General features: G+C 44.8%; 19 protein-coding genes and 1 riboswitch. Of the genes, 15 read left to right on the forward strand and 4 right to left on the reverse strand.

Annotation, left to right across the window (positions count from 1 at the left end; all coding sequences use genetic code 11):
- Positions 1–192: 192 nt before the first annotated feature.
- From K7399_RS02640 to K7399_RS02655, 4 genes are all read right to left on the reverse strand, one after another.
- The gene (locus K7399_RS02640) at positions 193–996 is read right to left on the reverse strand and encodes a CAP domain-containing protein (protein WP_028976020.1); all 804 of its coding nucleotides are present in this window, start codon (positions 994–996) and stop codon (positions 193–195) included.
- A 623-nt stretch (positions 997–1,619) separates the two neighbouring features.
- Positions 1,620–3,743, reverse strand: a complete 2,124-nt coding sequence (locus K7399_RS02645) for a S9 family peptidase (protein WP_128166488.1) — start codon at positions 3,741–3,743, stop codon at positions 1,620–1,622.
- A gap of 142 nt (positions 3,744–3,885) precedes the next feature.
- Complete coding sequence (locus tag K7399_RS02650) at positions 3,886–4,221, reverse strand: spore coat protein (RefSeq protein ID WP_028976022.1); 336 nt, start codon at positions 4,219–4,221, stop codon at positions 3,886–3,888.
- Positions 4,221–4,499 (reverse strand): hypothetical protein, encoded by a 279-nt coding sequence (locus tag K7399_RS02655; protein WP_028983964.1) that lies wholly within the window; start codon positions 4,497–4,499, stop codon positions 4,221–4,223. The genes K7399_RS02650 and K7399_RS02655 overlap by 1 nt, the downstream gene beginning before the upstream one ends.
- A gap of 148 nt (positions 4,500–4,647) precedes the next feature.
- Here K7399_RS02655 and K7399_RS02660 point away from each other — a divergent pair, with 148 nt between their 5' ends.
- From K7399_RS02660 to yunB, 15 genes are all read left to right on the forward strand, one after another.
- Entirely contained in the window at positions 4,648–5,028 is a 381-nt protein-coding gene (locus K7399_RS02660; RefSeq protein ID WP_037582013.1) for a Spx/MgsR family RNA polymerase-binding regulatory protein, read from the forward strand.
- 94 nt (positions 5,029–5,122) lie between these two features.
- A complete protein-coding gene (gcvH, locus tag K7399_RS02665; RefSeq protein WP_028976025.1) occupies positions 5,123–5,503 on the forward strand; it encodes a glycine cleavage system protein GcvH in 381 nt (126 codons plus the stop codon).
- Positions 5,504–5,793: 290 nt separating this feature from the next.
- Positions 5,794–6,552, forward strand: coding sequence for an RNA polymerase sigma-I factor (gene sigI / locus K7399_RS02670; protein ID WP_037562863.1), 759 nt, complete (start codon positions 5,794–5,796; stop codon positions 6,550–6,552).
- A gap of 50 nt (positions 6,553–6,602) precedes the next feature.
- Entirely contained in the window at positions 6,603–7,520 is a 918-nt protein-coding gene (locus tag K7399_RS02675; RefSeq protein WP_420854103.1) for an anti-sigma factor domain-containing protein, read from the forward strand.
- 146 nt (positions 7,521–7,666) lie between these two features.
- A riboswitch (SAM riboswitch) is annotated at positions 7,667–7,782 on the forward strand.
- 163 nt (positions 7,783–7,945) lie between these two features.
- On the forward strand, positions 7,946–8,965 hold the full coding sequence (locus K7399_RS02680; protein ID WP_128166492.1) for a methionine ABC transporter ATP-binding protein: 1,020 nt from the start codon (positions 7,946–7,948) through the stop codon (positions 8,963–8,965).
- Positions 8,958–9,623, forward strand: coding sequence for a methionine ABC transporter permease (locus K7399_RS02685; protein WP_128166494.1), 666 nt, complete (start codon positions 8,958–8,960; stop codon positions 9,621–9,623). The genes K7399_RS02680 and K7399_RS02685 overlap by 8 nt, the downstream gene beginning before the upstream one ends.
- Before the next feature lie 73 nt (positions 9,624–9,696).
- Complete coding sequence (locus tag K7399_RS02690) at positions 9,697–10,515, forward strand: MetQ/NlpA family ABC transporter substrate-binding protein (RefSeq protein ID WP_128166496.1); 819 nt, start codon at positions 9,697–9,699, stop codon at positions 10,513–10,515.
- 294 nt (positions 10,516–10,809) lie between these two features.
- A complete protein-coding gene (gene sufC / locus K7399_RS02695) occupies positions 10,810–11,592 on the forward strand; it encodes a Fe-S cluster assembly ATPase SufC (RefSeq protein ID WP_028976031.1) in 783 nt (260 codons plus the stop codon).
- Between the two features lie 27 nt (positions 11,593–11,619).
- Entirely contained in the window at positions 11,620–12,927 is a 1,308-nt protein-coding gene (sufD, locus tag K7399_RS02700) for a Fe-S cluster assembly protein SufD (protein ID WP_028976032.1), read from the forward strand.
- On the forward strand, positions 12,927–14,147 hold the full coding sequence (locus K7399_RS02705) for a cysteine desulfurase (RefSeq protein ID WP_028976033.1): 1,221 nt from the start codon (positions 12,927–12,929) through the stop codon (positions 14,145–14,147). Before sufD ends, K7399_RS02705 begins: the two co-directional genes overlap by 1 nt.
- Positions 14,137–14,592 (forward strand): Fe-S cluster assembly sulfur transfer protein SufU, encoded by a 456-nt coding sequence (gene sufU / locus K7399_RS02710; RefSeq protein WP_028976034.1) that lies wholly within the window; start codon positions 14,137–14,139, stop codon positions 14,590–14,592. Before K7399_RS02705 ends, sufU begins: the two co-directional genes overlap by 11 nt.
- Positions 14,593–14,744: 152 nt before the next feature.
- A complete protein-coding gene (sufB, locus tag K7399_RS02715; RefSeq protein ID WP_028976035.1) occupies positions 14,745–16,151 on the forward strand; it encodes a Fe-S cluster assembly protein SufB in 1,407 nt (468 codons plus the stop codon).
- Positions 16,152–16,325: 174 nt separating this feature from the next.
- Positions 16,326–17,738 carry a bifunctional metallophosphatase/5'-nucleotidase gene (locus K7399_RS02720; protein ID WP_028976036.1) on the forward strand — a complete coding sequence of 471 codons (1,413 nt, stop codon included), beginning with the start codon at positions 16,326–16,328 and terminating at the stop codon, positions 17,736–17,738.
- Positions 17,739–17,759: 21 nt separating this feature from the next.
- On the forward strand, positions 17,760–18,062 hold the full coding sequence (locus K7399_RS02725) for a YunC family protein (RefSeq protein WP_028976037.1): 303 nt from the start codon (positions 17,760–17,762) through the stop codon (positions 18,060–18,062).
- A 129-nt stretch (positions 18,063–18,191) separates the two neighbouring features.
- Complete coding sequence (yunB, locus tag K7399_RS02730; protein WP_028976038.1) at positions 18,192–19,001, forward strand: sporulation protein YunB; 810 nt, start codon at positions 18,192–18,194, stop codon at positions 18,999–19,001.
- Positions 19,002–19,035 lie beyond the last annotated feature (34 nt).

Raw genomic sequence — 19,035 nt, forward strand, 5'->3', positions numbered from 1 at the left:
TTATGAGCTGCATCTGGTTCAAGCATATAGAATGCTTGAACCAATAAGGCATGAAATCAAGTCAAGTCATAGCAGTTTAATTTTCATTTTATCTATGATGGCTGCCGCCGAGAAGAAACAAAAAAACAGCATCTGCCTCATGTACATGGCAAGATGCTGAAAGTGAATGTCGAATTGTTTTGGGGGTAGAAATTAGTTGCCGATAAATTCTTGAGTCCAGTAAGATCCGTAAGAACCGCCGTCAACGTAACCGACACCAATTGTCGTAAAGCTTCCTTTCAGAATGTTCGCACGGTGACCCGGGCTATTCATCCATCCTTGAACGACTTCTTCTGGCGTCTTTTGTCCTGCGGCAATGTTTTCACCGGCTGTTTTATAAGAAATACCGAATTGTTTCATCATGTCAAATGGTGAACCATAGGTCGGTGACTGGTGGTCAAAATAGTTTTTGTCTTTCATGTCTTGAGATTTTGCACGGGCCATTTTTGACAGTTTACTGTTGTCTGCTTTCAATGGCTGCAGACCTGCTTTTGTCCGTTCTTGGTTGGTCAAATCAACAACCTTTTGTTCAAAGGCATTCAGTTCACTGTCCGATGGCTGTGACGAATCATTTGCAGGCTTGTCTGCTTTTTCAGAAGTGCCGTTTCCTTGGCTTGGTGCCGGTTGTTTTTTTTGAGAATCAGCCTTAGGCTTTTCTGCCTGCGGTGTCTCCTTCTTTTTCTCCGGAGCCTTTACCGACGCATCTTTTGCATTCAGCTGCAAATTAAGCTGTTCCTGGAGCTGGGTCCCATCAAGGTTGATTCCAAGTTTCTTAAGCAAAGCATCGAGATCCGTAGCTTGCTGTTCTTGCACATTCAATGGATTGATCAATGCATTGAATTGCTTCGTGCAAACTTTACTGTTTGACGGAGACGCTGCTTGTGCCTGACCTCCTCCAAAAGCGAGTGGCAGGGCAAGGGCACCTGCGATCGTTAAACCAACAACTTTCTTTTTCATTGTATAACTCCCTCCTTGGTTCATAGGTTTCGGGATTAGGAGATTAGTAATGGGGTAAAAGGATGAATTACATGATGTTACCAGATTTGTGGAAGATTAAGTAAAAATGGAGGAAATGCGGAAATGGCATGCATCAACTCAGCGCGATCCCGCTGGCGCCAGAATAGCTCCGCTTTGATTCTTAGCCAAGACACTGGTCCATTGGTTTGAAGATGGGGCAAAATCTTATACTTTCTTTTCCTGCAAGAAAACCGGGCAAAAAGCGCCCGGTCCTTATCTTCGCAAGATGTGGTGGCTTTCGCGTTGCATACAGGACGTACTTTCACAGGATGTGGTGGCTTTCGCGTTGCATACAGGACGTACTTTCACAGGATGTGATGGCTTTCGCGTTGCATACAGGACGTATGCGCACTTAGCGAAAGTTCCTTTATCATTAAGAAAGTTCTTTTGCATCAAGAAAGTTCCTTTATAATCAGGAAGGTTCCTTTTCCATATCGCTATATCGCTTATCCCTGTTCAGCAAGTGCAAAACCATAAACCTTCTTTATGTGAAAAAAGAGCATCTCAAAGTTGAAACCGAACGTTTGAGATGCCCTCTGTAAGTGTGATCGAGACGGTGACGTTTAGTCGCTTGTTTCTTTTGGACAATAACGATTAAACCAATTAATCAGTTCGTGTAAACGCGTAAAACGATTTTGCGGCCGTCCACTGCGCGAAAGCTCATGATTTTCACCATTGATGCGCACAAAACGAGCAGGAACGCCAAGGCGGCGCAAGGCAACATACCATTGTTCTGCTTGTTCGATCGGGCAGCGATGGTCCTGCTCGCTATGGATAATGCAGATCGGTGTTTTAACTCTCGGCGCGTTACGGATTGGTGAGAACTGCATCAACCGTTCTTCAGCATCCCATAAATCAGCACCATTAAAATAGCGCTTCAGAAAATAGTAGCCGATATCGCTTGTTCCGTAAAAATTATAAAGGTTGCAAATGGAACGCTGGGTTACGGCGGCACGAAAACGATTGGTCGTACCAACGATGGTATTGGTCATGAAGCCTCCGTAACTGCCCCCGGTGACGTATTGATGCGTCCGATCGCATTCTGGAAAATGATCAAGAACATAATCAAGGCCCTTTAAAATATCTTCTTTATCTTTTCTGCCCCAGTCGTTAAAGCATCCCGCACAAAAAGCAGAGCCGTAACCACGGCTGCCGCGCGGGTTGGTATAAACGACCGCATACCCCTCTGCTGCAAGACATTGAAATTCATGATGAAATGAATCGCCATATGCGGAAGCGGGTCCACCATGAATTTCAAGAACAATGGGAATTTTCCCTGTTTTGCGTGCGCGTGTTGGCGGCAGCAATACCCATCCATCGATGGTCCAATCATCAGCCCCCTTGTAAGTAAAAGCAATCGGTTCATTGAGATCGAGTTGGTTAAAAAGCGATTGATTATGGAAACTGTTTTGTCGAATTGAGTCGTTATTTCCTAGGAAATAAAGCTCACCGGTTGAAAGCGGTGTTGAAATGATTGCAGCAATAACGTTGTTCTGCATCGCAAAAGAAGTGACGACATGCTTTTCTTTCATAAAAAGCGTTGTGCAGCTCCCGTCAAGATGCACCGTCTTTAAGCCGCTAATCGCTCCGTCTTGAACGAGACAGATCAACGCTTGGCTATCCTCCGTCCACGCAATTAAGGAATTTCCTGCATCAAAGCGGGCATCGGTACTAACAAAGTTTCCAAGTGATAGATTCCAGTGCTCGGTTATATGATGGACGGTTCCTCCATGAGAAGGGAGCAACAATAGCTCAATGTTTTTCGGAGAAAATTCACCATCTTCAGTTCCGGCAAGTGCGACCGTGCGTCCATCTGGGGAAACAGCGAGATCATAGAGTGTGCCGTTGGCTTGATAAATGCAGGTTGTTGTTTCCGTTGACAAGTGATACGAGTAGACATCAAACAGAAAATCACTTGTTTCAGGAGCGGATTTTGTCATTAAAAAGTAGAGTGTATGTCCATCTAATGAAAACCGCGGCATCTTCGCATCACAATTTGGTTTGGTGATCCGTGTCTGCTGCTTGCGCTTAATCGAGCAGAAGTATAGGACGCCTGTCTGATCAACAAAACCTTTCCCATTTTGCAGATAGCGGAGTCTTGTAATGACCGTCACATCATCATTTTCCGATTCTTGACGATCCTTATTTATGGCTCGGCAGACCATGTGCATACGATCTGGACTCAGTACATAATCCTCAACGCCATGTTCAAATTTGGTTACTTGTTCCGATTCACCGCCGGATAATCGGATACGCCAAACCTGATCCGTTCCAGTTTGATTGGATAAATAATAAACATAAGTTCCGTCTGCAGAGAAAGAAGGGCGGTGATGCTTGATCAACCGATCCGTTTGGTACGCGTGAGTCAGCGGCCTTGGTGCCTGTTCATCATTTGTTATGTATAGTGTCGAAACATAACCGTTTTGATGTAAGTCGGTCTTTGTTACTACATAGACAGCGGTTGTTCCATCGGGAGAGAGCACGGGGTTTCCGGCAAACGTAAATTGTGCCAAATCTTCAACGGCAATTAATCGTTTATTCAAAATGTTGCCTCCTTTTTGTTCATTATAGGTGATTAGAAAAGGAAGATCAGCATTTTTTGTTTGAAACAACAAAAACCGGACAAAAATCGTCCGGTGCTGAATCGTCGCTTCGGTTACTCGCTTGCCGCCTTGATTCTCGGTCAAGGTACTGGCCTATTCGCTTGAAGACGGGGTAAAGTAACGCACAGCTGCGCGCAGTACTGCACGCCAAATCTTATACTTTCTTCCCTTATGAAAAAAACATCATCCCAAGGTATGGGATGATGTCAAAAGGCAAAACTTAACCTTATTTAGGAAATTGCTGCTGCGCGTACTGAGTGAACTGCTGCACCGCCTGTTGAATCTTTTGCGGGTCCTGAGACTCCATCTTGTACCAGCCTTTGTGGAACATGAGGTTAAAGAGATCACGTTGGTGATCGCTGGTCTGTTCGGAGACGTTCTTTATATCTTGATATAAAGATTGATGGCTGGCTTCTTGAAGCGCATGTGCATAAGAGACGCCTAAATACTTTTCTGTAAGCAGTACATCGTTCAAGTAGTCGCGGTCATTCATTTGCGGGGTTTTTGAAACCTGAGCTTCCGGATTTTGAATCGGCGTGGATTGTGCCGGCTGTTGTTCCATCATTTTGCCATACCTCCTGCCATTGTTTTCGCTTGAACGTGTTTGCTCAGGTGATTCAGGATTGTTTGGTAATGGCGCATGTGAAGCTGGCATGTCCGATTCATCGCTTGAACAACGTCCTGATCCTGACACATTGTCGCGTAGGCATGAGCCTTTTTAATGACTTCAAGGTTCCACGAAAGCATGTCTTCAATGTACAGAAAATCTTTTGTAGAAAGTATTGCCGGAGGCTGTGGGTAGGTCACTTGATTCTGCCCGCTTTGCTGTTGCATATTCATGTGTTTTTCACACTCCTGTTTTGTTTGGTAGCGGCGCTCCTTTGTATTATGTCCACACGCTTTAAAAAAATTGATACGAATCAGTGGTGATCTTTGGTTTGCCCAATAAGCTTGGGTATAATAAAAAAGAAAGCAAAACGAAGAGAGGATGAGCGATGTGCTTACGATGTACAGTTACCCGCCATGTGGCACTTGCCGAAAAGCAAAAAAATGGTTGGATGAGCATGATATTTCCTATCAGATCATAAATATTGCTGAGCAGCCGCCAAATCGTGCCTTGCTAGCACAGATCATCAAAAAAAGCGGGACACCGATCGGCAAATTTTTTAATACAAGCGGAAAGCATTACCGTGAAGGCGATTATAAAAACAAAAGAAAAGATGCTTCTGAAGAACAATTGCTGGAATGGCTGGAAGCAGACGGCATGCTGATCAAACGTCCACTTGTTTTTGATGAACAAAAGGCGACCGTTGGATTCAGTGAGAACATGTTTGAAAAGGAATGGCTGGAAAAGGTTAAAAACGCGTAAACTTTACTGTTTTTTCTTCCATTTCCTTACGGTATAATATGTATATATTTAGGAAGAAGAACATCATTCATTTGTGAAAAACGGAGGCAAAATAATGAGCGTACCAACAGACCTGCTTTATTCAAAGGATCATGAATGGGTAAAAAAAGAAGCCGATGGAAAAGTTCGCATCGGTATTACAGAATTTGCACAAAAAGAACTTGGAGACATCGTTTTTGTCGAACTGCCTGAAGTCGGTGCAGAACTGAATGCCGGCGATTCATTCGGAAGCGTTGAATCAGTAAAGACGGTTTCAGAACTATACGCACCGGTTAACGGAGTCGTGTCTGAAATTAATGATGAATTGGAGGACTCACCCGAATTTGTCAACGAGTCGCCCTACGAAAAAGCGTGGATGATTGAACTTGAATCTGTGGATGAATCTGCGTTTGGACAATTACTTGATGCTGCTGCCTATGAGAAATTGATCGGTTAATTTAAAAAGCGCAAAGTTTAAGACACCACCGCTCATCACAATCCTTGTCATCAATTTGTTACCGTATTGTTGCTTTATTTGGAGCAGCAGCCCATGGTATAAATAAGACAAGGATTTTTTGTATTCATTCGACAAAAAATGATAGACTTGTACATTAACAAAAGTTTTTGACAATAGTTCATCCAGTTAATGGGACATGTTATGTTATAAAAAAGAAGAGCAACCGACTCTGGATCCTGACTATTTTTTTTACTTAAATGAAGAAGCAAAAGCGAGAGGTGAGTGTTTTGATGAGCGCAAACCAGATGACATTAGGCGGAGCGTTTAATATTTCGCTTGAAAATAATATATCCCAAGTACAACAGGGAAATGAAATCTTGAGAAACTCAATTATCGAATCCTACAAACCTTTTATTAAAAAGGTTGTTTCTAAAGTATGCAATCGTTTTATCGATCAAACAATGGACGAATTCAGTGTGGGTCTCGTTGCGTTCAACGAGGCGATCAATCAATATCAGAACGGTCAGGGGAGTAAATTTCTGACTTTTGCCGATATGGTTATTCGTCGCCGAATCATCGATTTTATTCGAAAAGAATCCCGACAAGTACGCCATATTTACTTGGATCAGACAAAACCATCGGATGAAAATACGATGGAAGAAAGCTTTATCGAACAACAAGCGGCGATTGATCACTATGAAGAACAGCGTCGCATTCAAGAACGAATGGAACAGATTGAAAGCTACCGCGCACTGCTGCTCGATTACGGCATTACGTTTGATGTACTGAGCAAACACTGCCCGAAACATGCAGATGCACGCGAAAATGCAAAAGTTTCTGCGAAATTACTTGTTGAACATAAGGAATTGGTCGCTTACTTAAAGAAAAAAAAGCAGTTACCGATAAAAGATTTGTTACAATTTGTTTCGTGCTCCCGTAAAACGATTGAAAGGAATCGAAAGTATATAATAGCTTTAGCACTCATCTATATTGGTGGGTTCAGCGCATTACGGTCCTATATTGAACCAGAAATGGAGACGGTTCAATGACCTGAGAAAGGTGGGGAGAAACACTGATTAAACAAGATCAGGGTGTACTCATTTCCAAGAGAGGGCGCCGTGCCGTCGTTTTAACTGATGACGGAGATTTTAAGTCCGTTCATCTCACACGGACGGCGAGATTGTCGATTGGCCAAACCGTTACGGCGGCACACCTTGCTCATTTCTTCCTTCTTCCCAAATCGCTTATGATACCGATGATGGCACTGAGCATCTCCGTGCTCTGTTTTCTGCCGCTTTCACACAGCTCATACGCGCCCCCAGGGCCTGTTGCCGCTTATGTATATTTTGATCTGAAAGCGAGCGTTGAAGCAAGTGTAGACCGCAATATGAACATTATTTCTGTTCAACCTTTAAACCAAGAGGCAAAACAATTTATTCAAGAACGCCCAATGCTTCAGAATGGGTCTTTTCAAGAACTGAGCGCAGCGCTGCTTTCAAAATTGGGCAACGATTCGGGCAGCTCGCTTTGCATTGTTACGTCCGTTCTTACGGATCAAATCAGCCATTCGCAGCGAACGGATTTCACTAGTGGTCTGACTGCAGCATTCAAAAGCAGTACACGTCGCGCAATAAAGGCGAACGGTATCGGCGTGCAATGGCTGCATACGTCGCTTCAGCAAAAACGAGCGGCTGAAGCACGCGGTTTGTCGGCGGGCAAGTATCTGCTTTATTTAAATGCGAATGCCTATGGGAAAACGTTATCCCTTGATGATGCCCGACAGCTGTCCGCCGAGAAAATTCGCGAACGGTCGGCGTCGCTTTCACTCCCTTGGCGCGCTTTATTTAAGGAAACGAAAAGTATTCGGGCGAATCATCCAAAAGCGGAGCAGGCCGTATCGGACTGGCAGCATGCACATCCGCTCTTTCAGAATCCGTTTCAATCGAGAGACCGGTTCATCGATCAAAGGGACAGTGGTTACCACGATCTGAATAGTCGCACTGCGTGTTATGCCTGAACGGTATAAAGGGGATTAAGATCAAGGAAAACCGGTGTGACGGTGTACTGTGATAAGCTTGATCGAAGCAGCACGGGGAATAATAAAAAGATTTGACACGAACCGTTTTGGATGGTAAATTAAGTACACTCAATTGAATAGAAAAACTCTTATCCAGAGTGGCGGAGGGACTGGCCCGATGATGCCCGGCAACCTGATTGCGCATGCGCAAAGTCAAGGTGCTAATTCCTACAGAAGTGTAATGTATTCTGGCAGATGAGAGAGGCGGACCCACCTCTCTCAAGGCGGGTTTTTTTATTGGAGAATCATGAATGAACAAGAGGTGAAGAGGCCGGAAACGTTTCATAATCGAACCGAAAACACAGGAAAACAGTTTTTTTATGCCTTGGATAGCGTTGTGTAATTTTTGAAAGCGGTGAACGCATTTGATTCAATTAAGCAATATTGAGAAAACGTTTCGAACTGCGAGAGGTCCTGTCCAAGCCTTAACAAGGGTTAATCTCAAGGTTCAAGAAGGAGAAGTGTTCGGTATTATCGGGTACAGCGGTGCTGGAAAAAGTACGCTGATTCGGTTGATTAATTTACTTGAGAAACCGACTTCAGGGACCATCACGATCGATGGCCACGATTTGACGAAGCTGAATGAGCGTCAGTTGCGTAAAGAACGGCGCAATATCGGTATGATCTTTCAACATTTCAATCTGCTTTGGTCGCGAACCGTTGCCGAGAATATTGCACTTCCCTTAGAGTTAACGAATACGAAAAAAGATCAGCGCGAGTCCCGAATTGCGGAATTGATCAAAATGGTGGGGTTGGAAGGAAAGGAATCGGCTTATCCCGCGCAACTGAGTGGTGGTCAAAAACAGCGTGTCGGCATTGCACGCGCTCTGGCGAACAATCCAAAGGTGCTTTTGTGCGATGAAGCAACGTCTGCACTTGATCCCAAAACGACCGATTCAATTCTTTCGCTTTTGTCATCGATCAATCAATCATTAGGCATAACGATCCTATTGATTACCCATGAAATGTCCGTCATTCAAAAGATATGCAGCCGCGTCGCAGTTCTTGACCATGGATGCATTGTCGAAGAGGGCGGCGTTACCGAGGTGTTCCAACACCCGAAACAGCAGATAACGAAAGCATTCATCGGTAGTTCCGATGACGGCCGCAGGCAGAAGGCAGCACGTTTGCGTGATTTGGCGCCGAAGCGTGCAACACTGGTTCATCTAAGTGCGGATAATCCGCAGCTTCTTCAGAAAAATCTTGCCCGACTGCTTGCCAACACGAAGCTTTCAGTTAAAGTGCTGGGGACTGAGCGTTCAGATAAGGACCATCAGGAGAAGACATTGCTTGCCGTCGAAGGAACTATCCATGTGATGAACGATGCTTTTGCAGCGATTCGTTCCGAGCATGCAGCAATCGAGGTGCTCAATTCTAATGAGTGAATGGCTTCAAGCGGTTGATTGGCCCGGCATGTGGCTGGCAACCGGACAAACACTTTATATGACGATTATATCGGGTGTTTTTACATTGATTTTAGGTATTCTTTTAGGTTTACTGCTCTATTTAACCGCAAAAGGCGGACTTTTTGAAAATCAGGTGGTCTATGGTCTGATCGCCTCATTTGTCAATACTTTCCGATCAATCCCGTTTATCATCTTAATTATTCTTTTGATCCCGTTCACAATGCTCCTGCTTGGCACAATGATTGGAGCAACTGCGGCGTTGCCGGCAATTATTATTGGTTCGGCTCCGTTCTATGGCCGACTGGTTGAAATTGGACTTAGAGAAGTGGACAAAGGCGTCATCGAAGCCGCTCAAGCAATGGGGGCAACGCGGTGGCAGATTGTTCTGAAGGTCTTGCTTCCCGAGGCGATGCCGGCGTTATCCTCAGGGATGACGGTAACTTTTATTGCTCTGATCGGCAATACGGCAATGGCGGGTGTTATTGGTGCCGGCGGTTTAGGCACGATTGCATATAATGAAGGTTTTCAAACAAATAATAACTTGATTACGTTCATTGCAACGCTCATCATCCTAGTCATTGTTTTTTTGATTCAATACATTGGCGATCGCATCACGCGACGTGTAGACAAGAGATAGACAGCTAAAAGCTGATCATAAAAAATGATGGTAAAAAAATCATGGCAACACATCTTAATTGGGGGTTACAACTATGAAAAAGTCAATTGTTTTTTCGCTTGTTCTAGCATTCGCACTCATTCTCAGCGCATGCGCACAATCGGCAGGATCGTCTCAAAAGACGCAAACACTCACTGTCGGTGCATCAGCAGTTCCTCATGCACAAATCTTGAAACAAGCGGTACCGCTGCTGAAGAAAAAAGGGATTAACTTGAAAGTAAAAGTGTTCCAAGACTATGTATTGCCCAACCAGGCGCTTGCATCAAAACAATTGGACGCCAATTACTTCCAGCACGTTCCTTTCCTAGATCTCTATAATAAACAACACAATACAGATTTAGTTAATGCAGGAAAAATCCACATTGAACCTTTTGGTATTTATTCAAATAAATATAAAAAGATTGCCGACATAAAAGACGGAGCAACGGTTCAAATCAGCAACAACAAGTCGGAACAAGGACGTATTCTGCTGCTCTTGCAGTCGAAAGGGCTTTTGAAGATCAAATCCGGCGTTGATCCGATTTCTGCTACACTAAAAGACATTAATAACTTCAAACATCTGAAATTCCTGCAGCCGATTGATCCGGCACTTCTGCCAAAAGCCTACGAAAATAGTGTGGCAGATCTGTTTGCGATTAATACAAATTTTGCGCTTCAAGCAAACCTGCAGCCGAAAAAAGATGCGTTGATTCTCGAAGGAGCTTCATCGCCATATGCGAATATTATCGCCGTACGCAAGGGCGATCAAAATAAAAAAGCAATTAAAGAGCTAGTCCATGTGCTTCAATCTAAGGAAATCCAATCATTTATTAATAAAAAATACAAAGGCGCAGTGCTGCCGGTATCTGAATAATAACAAATACAAGATCGATGAAACCGCTCGATAGCAATGGCTGAGCGGTTTTTTTCTATTCTCATCAGAGCGATTCGTTTCTCCTTTTACAATAATAAATAAAGTTGTTTTTTTATCAAAGATCAATGATGAATCTTGAAAACAGCGGTATAATACGGGTACATACATTTATAAACGATGGGGATATCCTTTTATTTGCTATCTATTTACATCTGATATAAGATGATAATGAGAATAGATTGAGAATGTGAATCAATCTGCAAAATTGACATTATCCATACTGGAGGTTTTGAGATGACTGCACCTGAATTGAAAATAAACGACCTTCACGTTTCCGTTGAAGGCAAGTCCATTGTCAAGGGCTTTGATCTAGATATGAAGGGCGGAGAGATTCACGCCTTGATGGGGCCAAACGGAACAGGTAAATCAACGGTTGCATCGGCACTGATGGGGCATCCGAAGTATGAAGTCACTTCAGGACAGGCTTTGCTTAACGAGCAGAACCTGCTGGATATGGCGGTTGATGAACGTGCCCGCGCAGGAATGTTTCTCGCCATGCAGTACCCAAGTGAAGTGAGCGGTGTCAGCAATGCTGATTTTCTAAGAACAGCGATTAACGGCCGACGCGGCGAAGGCAATGAGATTCCGCTGATGAAGTTTATCAAAACGCTGGATAAAAAAATGAACATGCTGGAAATGGATGAATCCTTTGCCGAACGCTATGTCAATGAAGGATTCTCCGGCGGTGAAAAGAAACGCAACGAAATTTTGCAGCTGATGATGCTTGAACCGAAATTTGCGATCTTGGATGAAATTGATTCCGGGTTGGATATTGATGCGTTGAAGTGGGTTGCCAAAGGGGTTAACTCGATGCGCTCAGAGAACTTTGGCTGCTTAATTATCACCCACTATCAGAGGCTGTTGAATTATATTAAACCGGATAAGGTACACATTATGATGCAAGGACGGATTGTTAAAACAGGCGGACCGGAACTTGCTTTGCAGCTTGAAAAAGAAGGCTATGACGGGATGAAGGCTGAACTGGGTATTAAAGACGATGAAACGGTAGAAGCCTGAACGTTGAAATAGTAAGGAGGGGTGACGATGTCTATGCAGCTGAAAAACCTTCCGTTTGATGCGGAAGCAATCACTAATTTTACAAAGAATCGAAATGAACCGAAATGGTTTTCAGAGATCCGTCTGAAGGGGTTGGGTCTTGCAGAGGAACTTCCATTGCCGACACCGGAAAAAACGCGCATCGCGGATTGGAATTTTACAAAATTTAACGTTCAAACCGAAAGCGGTGCTGTCGATCAACTGAGTGATCTGCCTGAAGAAATCAGCAATCTGATGGGCAAAGGCGATCAGGTCGGCAATGTATTGATTCATGTGAACAATTCGGCCGTTTTTGACCATTTATCACAGAACCTCAAGGATCAGGGCGTTATCTATACAGACCTGGCAACTGCAGTTCGTGAACATAGCGATTTGCTCGCAAACTATTATTTCAAGACAACCTCCATTGACAAACACCAACTGACCGCTTTAAATGCAGCACTCGTCAATGGAGGAACGTTCCTCTACGTGCCGAAAAATGTCGTGGTCAGCGAACCGATCCAAGCGGTTTATTACCAAGATGCACCGGAAGCGGGACTGATTGCCCATACGCTTGTTGTCGCAGAAGAGAGCAGTTCGGTCACCTTTGTAGAAAGCTATCTTTCTGATGCAGCGGCAGGTAAAAGTGTTGCCAATATTGTCAATGAAGTTGTCGTCGGTGCGAATGCCCAAGTGAACTATGGTGCAGTCGATGAATTCTCTGATCAATTTGTCACCTATGTCAGTCGGCAGGCCAACGTTGCCAAAGATGGTCGTATTCAATGGGCACTCGGACAAATGAATGACGGCAATACCTTGTCCGAAAATGCGACGAATCTTGAGGGAGACGGTGCCGAAGCAGACATTAAGGCGGTAAGTATCGGCAGCGGATCTCAAAAACAAAACTTTGATAATTATGTGCGCCATGTTGGCAAAGCAACAAAAAGTCAGCTGCTTGTTCGCGCCGCTCAAAAAGATGCATCAAACTCGATCTTTAATGCGCGGACAAAGATTGAACACGGAGCATCCGGTGCGGATGGTGAACAGACGCAGCGTGTGCTGATGCTGAGCGACCAAGCACGCGGCGATGCCAATCCGATTTTGCTCATTGACGAATATGATGTCATTGCCGGACATGCGGCATCTGTTGGACGCGTTGATCCGGATCAGCTCTACTATCTAATGAGCCGCGGAATAAAGCAAGAAACCGCTGAAAAATTGATTGTTGAAGGATTTCTTGCACCGGTCGTTGATTTGCTCCCTGTTGCAGGCGTTCAGAAACAGTTGACAAAACTAATTGAGAGGAAAGTCGGCTAATGGATATTCAAACAATTCGTAAGGACTTCCCAATTCTCGATCAACAGGTTAATGGACATCAGCTTGTCTACTTAGACAATGCAGCGACTTCGCAAAAACCAACATCAGTCATTCAAACGATGGTGGATTACTATGAACGCTATAATTCTAATGTTCATCGCGGTGTACATACACTGGGGACGTTAGCAACGGATCGCTATGAGGAAGCACGCGAAAAAATACGCCGCTTTATTCATGCGAAAAGTGATAAAGAAATTATTTATACAACCGGTACCACGCAAAGCTTAAACTTAATTGCCTATGGGTATGGGCTCGCACGTCTTGGTGAGGGCGATGAGATTGTTATCTCGCCGATGGAACATCATGCGAATCTCATACCGTGGCAGCAGGTCGCGCAAAAGACCGGAGCCGTGCTGCGTTATTTTCCAATGGAAGAAGACGGTACGCTCGCACTGGAAAAAGTCCGCGAGACGATTTCCAATAAGACGAAAATCGTGTCTGTGACAGAAGTATCCAATGTCTTGGGTACGGTTAATCCGGTGAAAGACATTGCAAAAATTGCCCATGAATGCGGTGCAATCATGATTGTTGACGGTGCGCAGAGTACCCCGCATATGCCGGTTGATGTACAAGCGCTTGATGCAGACTTTTTTGCATTTTCCGGGCATAAGATGCTGGGTCCAACGGGAATCGGTATCTTGTATGGCAAGCAGGAACTGCTTGAGGCAATGGAACCGATTGAAACCGGCGGAGAAATGATTGATGAGGTTGGTTTTCAAAGTGCGACATGGGCAGAACTCCCGTGGAAGCTTGAAGCAGGCACGCCGCATATCGCCGGTGCAATCGGCCTTGGTGCAGCGATTGATTATCTACAGCAGATCGGCATGGATCAGATCCAAAGCTATGAAGAATCGTTGACCGATAAGGCCTATGAGCTGTTGTCGCAGATTGACGGTGTGACCTTGTACGGACCGGGCAAACGCTCCGGACTGGTTTCGTTTAACATTAACGGTGTACATCCTCACGATGTTTCAACAGCACTTGACTCGGAAGGCATTGCGGTTCGCGCCGGACACCATTGTGCGCAGCCGCTGATGAGCTGTTTAAAGTGTGAATCGACGGTTCGCGCCAGCTTCTACTTCTATAATTCCGAGGATGAGATTGAAGCGTTAGCCAAAGGAATTAAAGAAACGAAGGAGTTCTTTGGACATGTTGTTTAATAATCTTGACCAGCTGTACCGCTCGGTCATTATGGACCATTATAAGAAACCGAGAAATCGCGGCGAACTCAACGGCAATCATTGTGTGACGGTGAAAATGAACAATCCGTCATGCGGCGATAAAATTCAGGTCTCTCTGGAGATTGAGAACCATAAGGTAAAGAATGTAAAGTACTTGGGATCGGGTTGTGCGATCAGTCAATCCTCAGCTTCAATGATGACCGAAGCAATTAAAGGACTTGATGTTGATCAAATCCATCAACTTACTTTTGATTTCTCGGAAATGGTTCAAGGTCGAGCGCATAATGACGACCTGGATCTTGGCGATGCTGAAGCGCTTCATGGGGTTTCGCAATATCCGGCTCGGATTAAGTGCGCGACGCTGGCGTGGAAAGCCGTTGAAAAAGCACTGCGCACAGCAGATCAAGACTTGAATCATGAATGAGCAGTACATGCAACTTTTCTGTGACTTATGGTACACTTAGGGTATGTACGACTTAATGAATTCGAACAGGTGAACATTCGGTGTATCTCTGTGATCAATAAATATGCGATGCGGTGCATCGCCTTATAAAGCTAAAAAGGAGGAATTCCGCAATGGCTACAGAACAGCAGCAGCTTCCTGACATTGAAGAGTATAAATATGGATTTAGGGAAAAAGATGTGTCCGTATTTCGGACCAAGCGGGGTCTGACTGAAGATATTGTGCGCGAAATTTCCAAGAAGAAAAATGAACCGGAATGGATGCTCAATTATCGTCTGAAGGGTCTGCATCATTTTTATAAACGGCCGATGCCTCAATGGGGTGCTGATCTCAGTGGATTAGATTTCGATGATCTAACCTACTATGTAAAGCCGGTGGATAATCAGGGACGTTCTTGGGATGAAGTGCCGGATGAAATTAAAGACACTTTTGATAAGCTTGGTATTCCTGAAGCTGAGCGCAAATATCTGGCCGGCGTTTCTGCCCAATACGAATCCGAAGTGGTCTACCACAGCATGAAAGACGAGCTGGAAAAGGACGGCGTGATTTTCCTTGATACGGATTCCGCCTTGCAGAAACACGAAGAACTCTTTAAACAATATTTTGGCAAAGTGATCGCTTATGCCGATAATAAATTCTCTGCCCTTAATGCGGCATGCTGGTCCGGCGGTTCCTTTGTTTATATTCCAAAGGGCGTTGTGTGCAAGACACCGCTGCAAGCTTATTTCCGGATTAATTCCGAAAGTATGGGTCAATTTGAACGAACCTTGATCATTGTCGATCAAGGGGCGTCTGTCCATTATGTTGAAGGCTGTACTGCTCCGGTTTATTCGAGCAGTTCATTGCACAGCGGAATCGTTGAGATTTATGTGTGCAAAGATGCATACTGCCGCTATACGACGATTCAGAACTGGGCAAACAATGTTTATAATCTTGTGACTCAGCGTGCGATTTGTGAGGATCACGCGACGATGGAATGGGTTGACGGCAATATTGGTTCTGCGGTTACAATGAAGTATCCATCGGTTGTTCTCAAGGGTGAAGGTTCGCGAGGCAGCACGTTGACAATCGCTATTGGCGGAAAAGGACAAAATCAAGATTCAGGATCAAAGATGATCCACCTTGCGCCGAATACATCATCAACAATTATCTCTAAATCGATTGCTAAAAATGGTGGAAATGTTACTTATCGAGGGAAAGTTCATTTTTCGCCTAAAGCAAAGAATTCTCGTTCCCACATTGAATGCGATACTTTGATCATGGATGATCAATCAACATCGGATACGATTCCATATAATGAAGTCCTGAATAAAGACATTTCGATGGAACATGAAGCGAAAGTTTCAAAAGTATCTGAAGAGCAGCTTTTCTATTTGATGAGCCGCGGCCTTACGGAACAAGAAGCTACTGAGATGATTGTGATGGGCTTCATCGAGCCATTTACCAAAGAGCTTCCGATGGAATATGCGGTTGAAATGAATCGATTGATTAAATATAACATGGAAGGCTCGATCGGCTGATCGTTCGGTTTCCGATCCTTTCCAGCAGACCTTTCAATGCGCGAATACGCGCAATTTGAAAGGTTTTTGTTTTACAATAAGAAGGTAAAGCGAGCAGCTGAAGTGAGGTAAAATAGAAGCATTCATTTGATTTCGTTCGTTTTGCATTTGGTTTATGATCGGGGGGACAAATGCGTGATACGACTACACTTTTTCCATACAAATGATATTCACAGTCATCTCAACAATTGGGGCTGCCTGGTCCGCTATTTAAACGATGAACGCCATCGGCTCGATCAGGTCGGGGAACCGTATCTGACGCTTGATCTCGGTGATCATATGGATCGCGTAAACCCGCTGACCGAAGGCTTGCTTGGCGCAGGCAATGTACACTTGCTAAACGAAGCCGGATATGATTACGCAACGATCGGCAACAATGAAGGCATCACGTTTACCAAGGATCAACTTAGCGCTGCGTATACCATGCGCCACTTCAAAGTTGTGCTTGCCAACCTCTATGATCAGCATTCGGGCTCGCGGCCATCGTGGTGTCTGCCTTGGGTCATTGATGACATGCAAGGGATAAAAGTGGGTTTGATCGGGATAACCGCCGCTTTCCCAAACTTTTACCGCCTACTCGGCTGGAGCATTTCAGACCCCTACACAGAGCTGAAGGCGGCAGTGGATCAAGTGCGAGGTAAAGTAGATCTTGTGGTTGTGCTGTCTCATTGCGGGCTGCCCTTTGATGAACGTGTGGCAAAAGAGTTGTCCGGGATTGATGTGATCATTGGCGCCCATACGCATCATGTGCTCGAACAAGGAGAACTGTTGGACGGCACATTAATTGCACAGACAGGCAAATTCTTGGGCTATGCCGGTCATATTGTTATTGAATACGATGAATGCAAGCGTAAGGTTCTTCATAAAGGTGCGGATTTGATTACACTGCGCAAGCCTGAAGATCAGTCCGCCGCTCTTGAAGTGAAACGATTAACGGATCGCGGGATTGCCAATATGCAGCATCGTATTGCTTATTTGGATCATCCATTGCAGGTCGATTGGTTTCAATCGTCTGAATTGCCGTCAATGATGGCGGATGCGCTTCGCTTATGGTGTGATGCCGACATTGGCCTGGTCAATGCGGGAGTCATTCTTGGTCCGCTTCCTAAAGGCGCTGTGACCCGTTTCATGGTGCATCAGATTTGCCCACACCCGATTAATCCGTGTCGGGTTGAAGTGTCCGGCAATGCGATTATTTCGATGATTCAGCTCGGCATGAAGAAGTCTTTCCAAAATTATGCGCTAAAAGGGTTCGGCTTTCGCGGGAAACGCGTCGGCTGTCTCATTTTCAGTCATCTGACTTATGAGCAGGAAGGGGAGACTGCGGTTCATGTTCGAATCAACGGTAAACCCCTTGATAAAGCGGGACGCTACAGCATCGGAACAATCGACATGTTTACGCTAGGCGCGATGCTGCCGCCAATTGTTAAAGCGGAGCAGCGCTTTTACTTGCCGGAGACGCTGCGCGATTTACTTGCTTGGCAGCTCAGTAAGCGCAGCGATGCAAAACCGGACAGTCACCCATTGCCTCATCCCTCCATAAACTGAATGAGGAGGGGAGGCTTTAGAATGATTCACGTGCAACCTTTTGCTATTGACGGCCGCTTAGTTCAAGGCATCAGTGTTTCCTTGCCGAAGACAACGTTACTGATCATCACTGGAGCATCCGGCTACATTATGTGCGGCGCTCTTGATGTCGGTTTGCTGAACGATAAACTGGCGGACCGCGATGTGCGAGCAGGCAAAGCAGTCGGCGTTCGGACCTTAGAAGATCTTTTGCATGCCCCACTTGCTGAGGTAACCGTTGGTGCAGAAAAGATTGGTGTTCATCCGGGAATGAGCGGTATTGATGCATTAAAAAAAATGGCTTGACGTAAAAATAAGGCATTGATTTCAATGGGTTTCTAAGGAAAGCATCCATTACCCAGAATGAGCCTTTCCAAAGAAAAAAGACTGAACCCTCCTTCACCTTCATATATATTGAAGTGGAGGAGGGTTGTCATGTTTAAACCGAGCAGACGTTATCGACGAAGAAACCTGTCTTTTAAAAAATCGCTGCTGCTCTCCTTGTTCATTTTCATCCTCTGCGTTTCTTTAGCCATTTGGCTGGTAAACGAAAAAATGAAACCGGCATTGTTCAGTATTGCGCAGACGCAGACGGAACAGATGGCTCATTACGCAATTAATTACGGCATCGGAGAGCATGTGCTCAGCAACATTACTGAAGAGAATGATCCTAATGAAATTCCCAAAATAGAAGAATTGTTCATTACCCATCGTACCGAGGACCAGAAAATCACTGATTTTGAGCTTAATTCCGAAAAAGCAAATCAGCTTAAAGGACAGATCTCAAATCGAATTCTATGGTTTCTTCGCGCAGCGGAGAAGGGCCGTATTTCATTTACCAATGGTCCGGAAGATGATCTCATTTACCGTAAAAACCACCATGGCGACGCAATTATCGCCGATATTCCGCTCGGTCAGATCTTAAACAACGCACTGCTCAGTAATTACGGCCCGCGTGTTCCCGTAGAAATGGAGGTCGTCAGCAACGTTGAAACAGATATTAAGGAGGACTATAAAAATGCTGGTATTAACAACCCGCTCTACTCCATTTACATGGTCGTGACCGTCAAGGTGGATGTGATTGTTCCGTTTGCGATGAAATCACAAACGATCAAGCAGCGCATCCCGATTGGCATAAAAGGCTTAAATCCGGGTGTTCCTTACTTTTACGGGTCAAACGGATCAGGCGTCACGCCGGCCGTTCCGATTGAAACGCCTTCTGAAAATAAGAAGAGCAATCAGTAGGACGACATTTCGTTTTCATGGCTGTGCCTTTTTT

It is taken from the genome of Sporolactobacillus terrae, assembly GCF_019930545.1.
GTDB classification, from domain to species: domain Bacteria; phylum Bacillota; class Bacilli; order Bacillales; family Sporolactobacillaceae; genus Sporolactobacillus; species Sporolactobacillus terrae.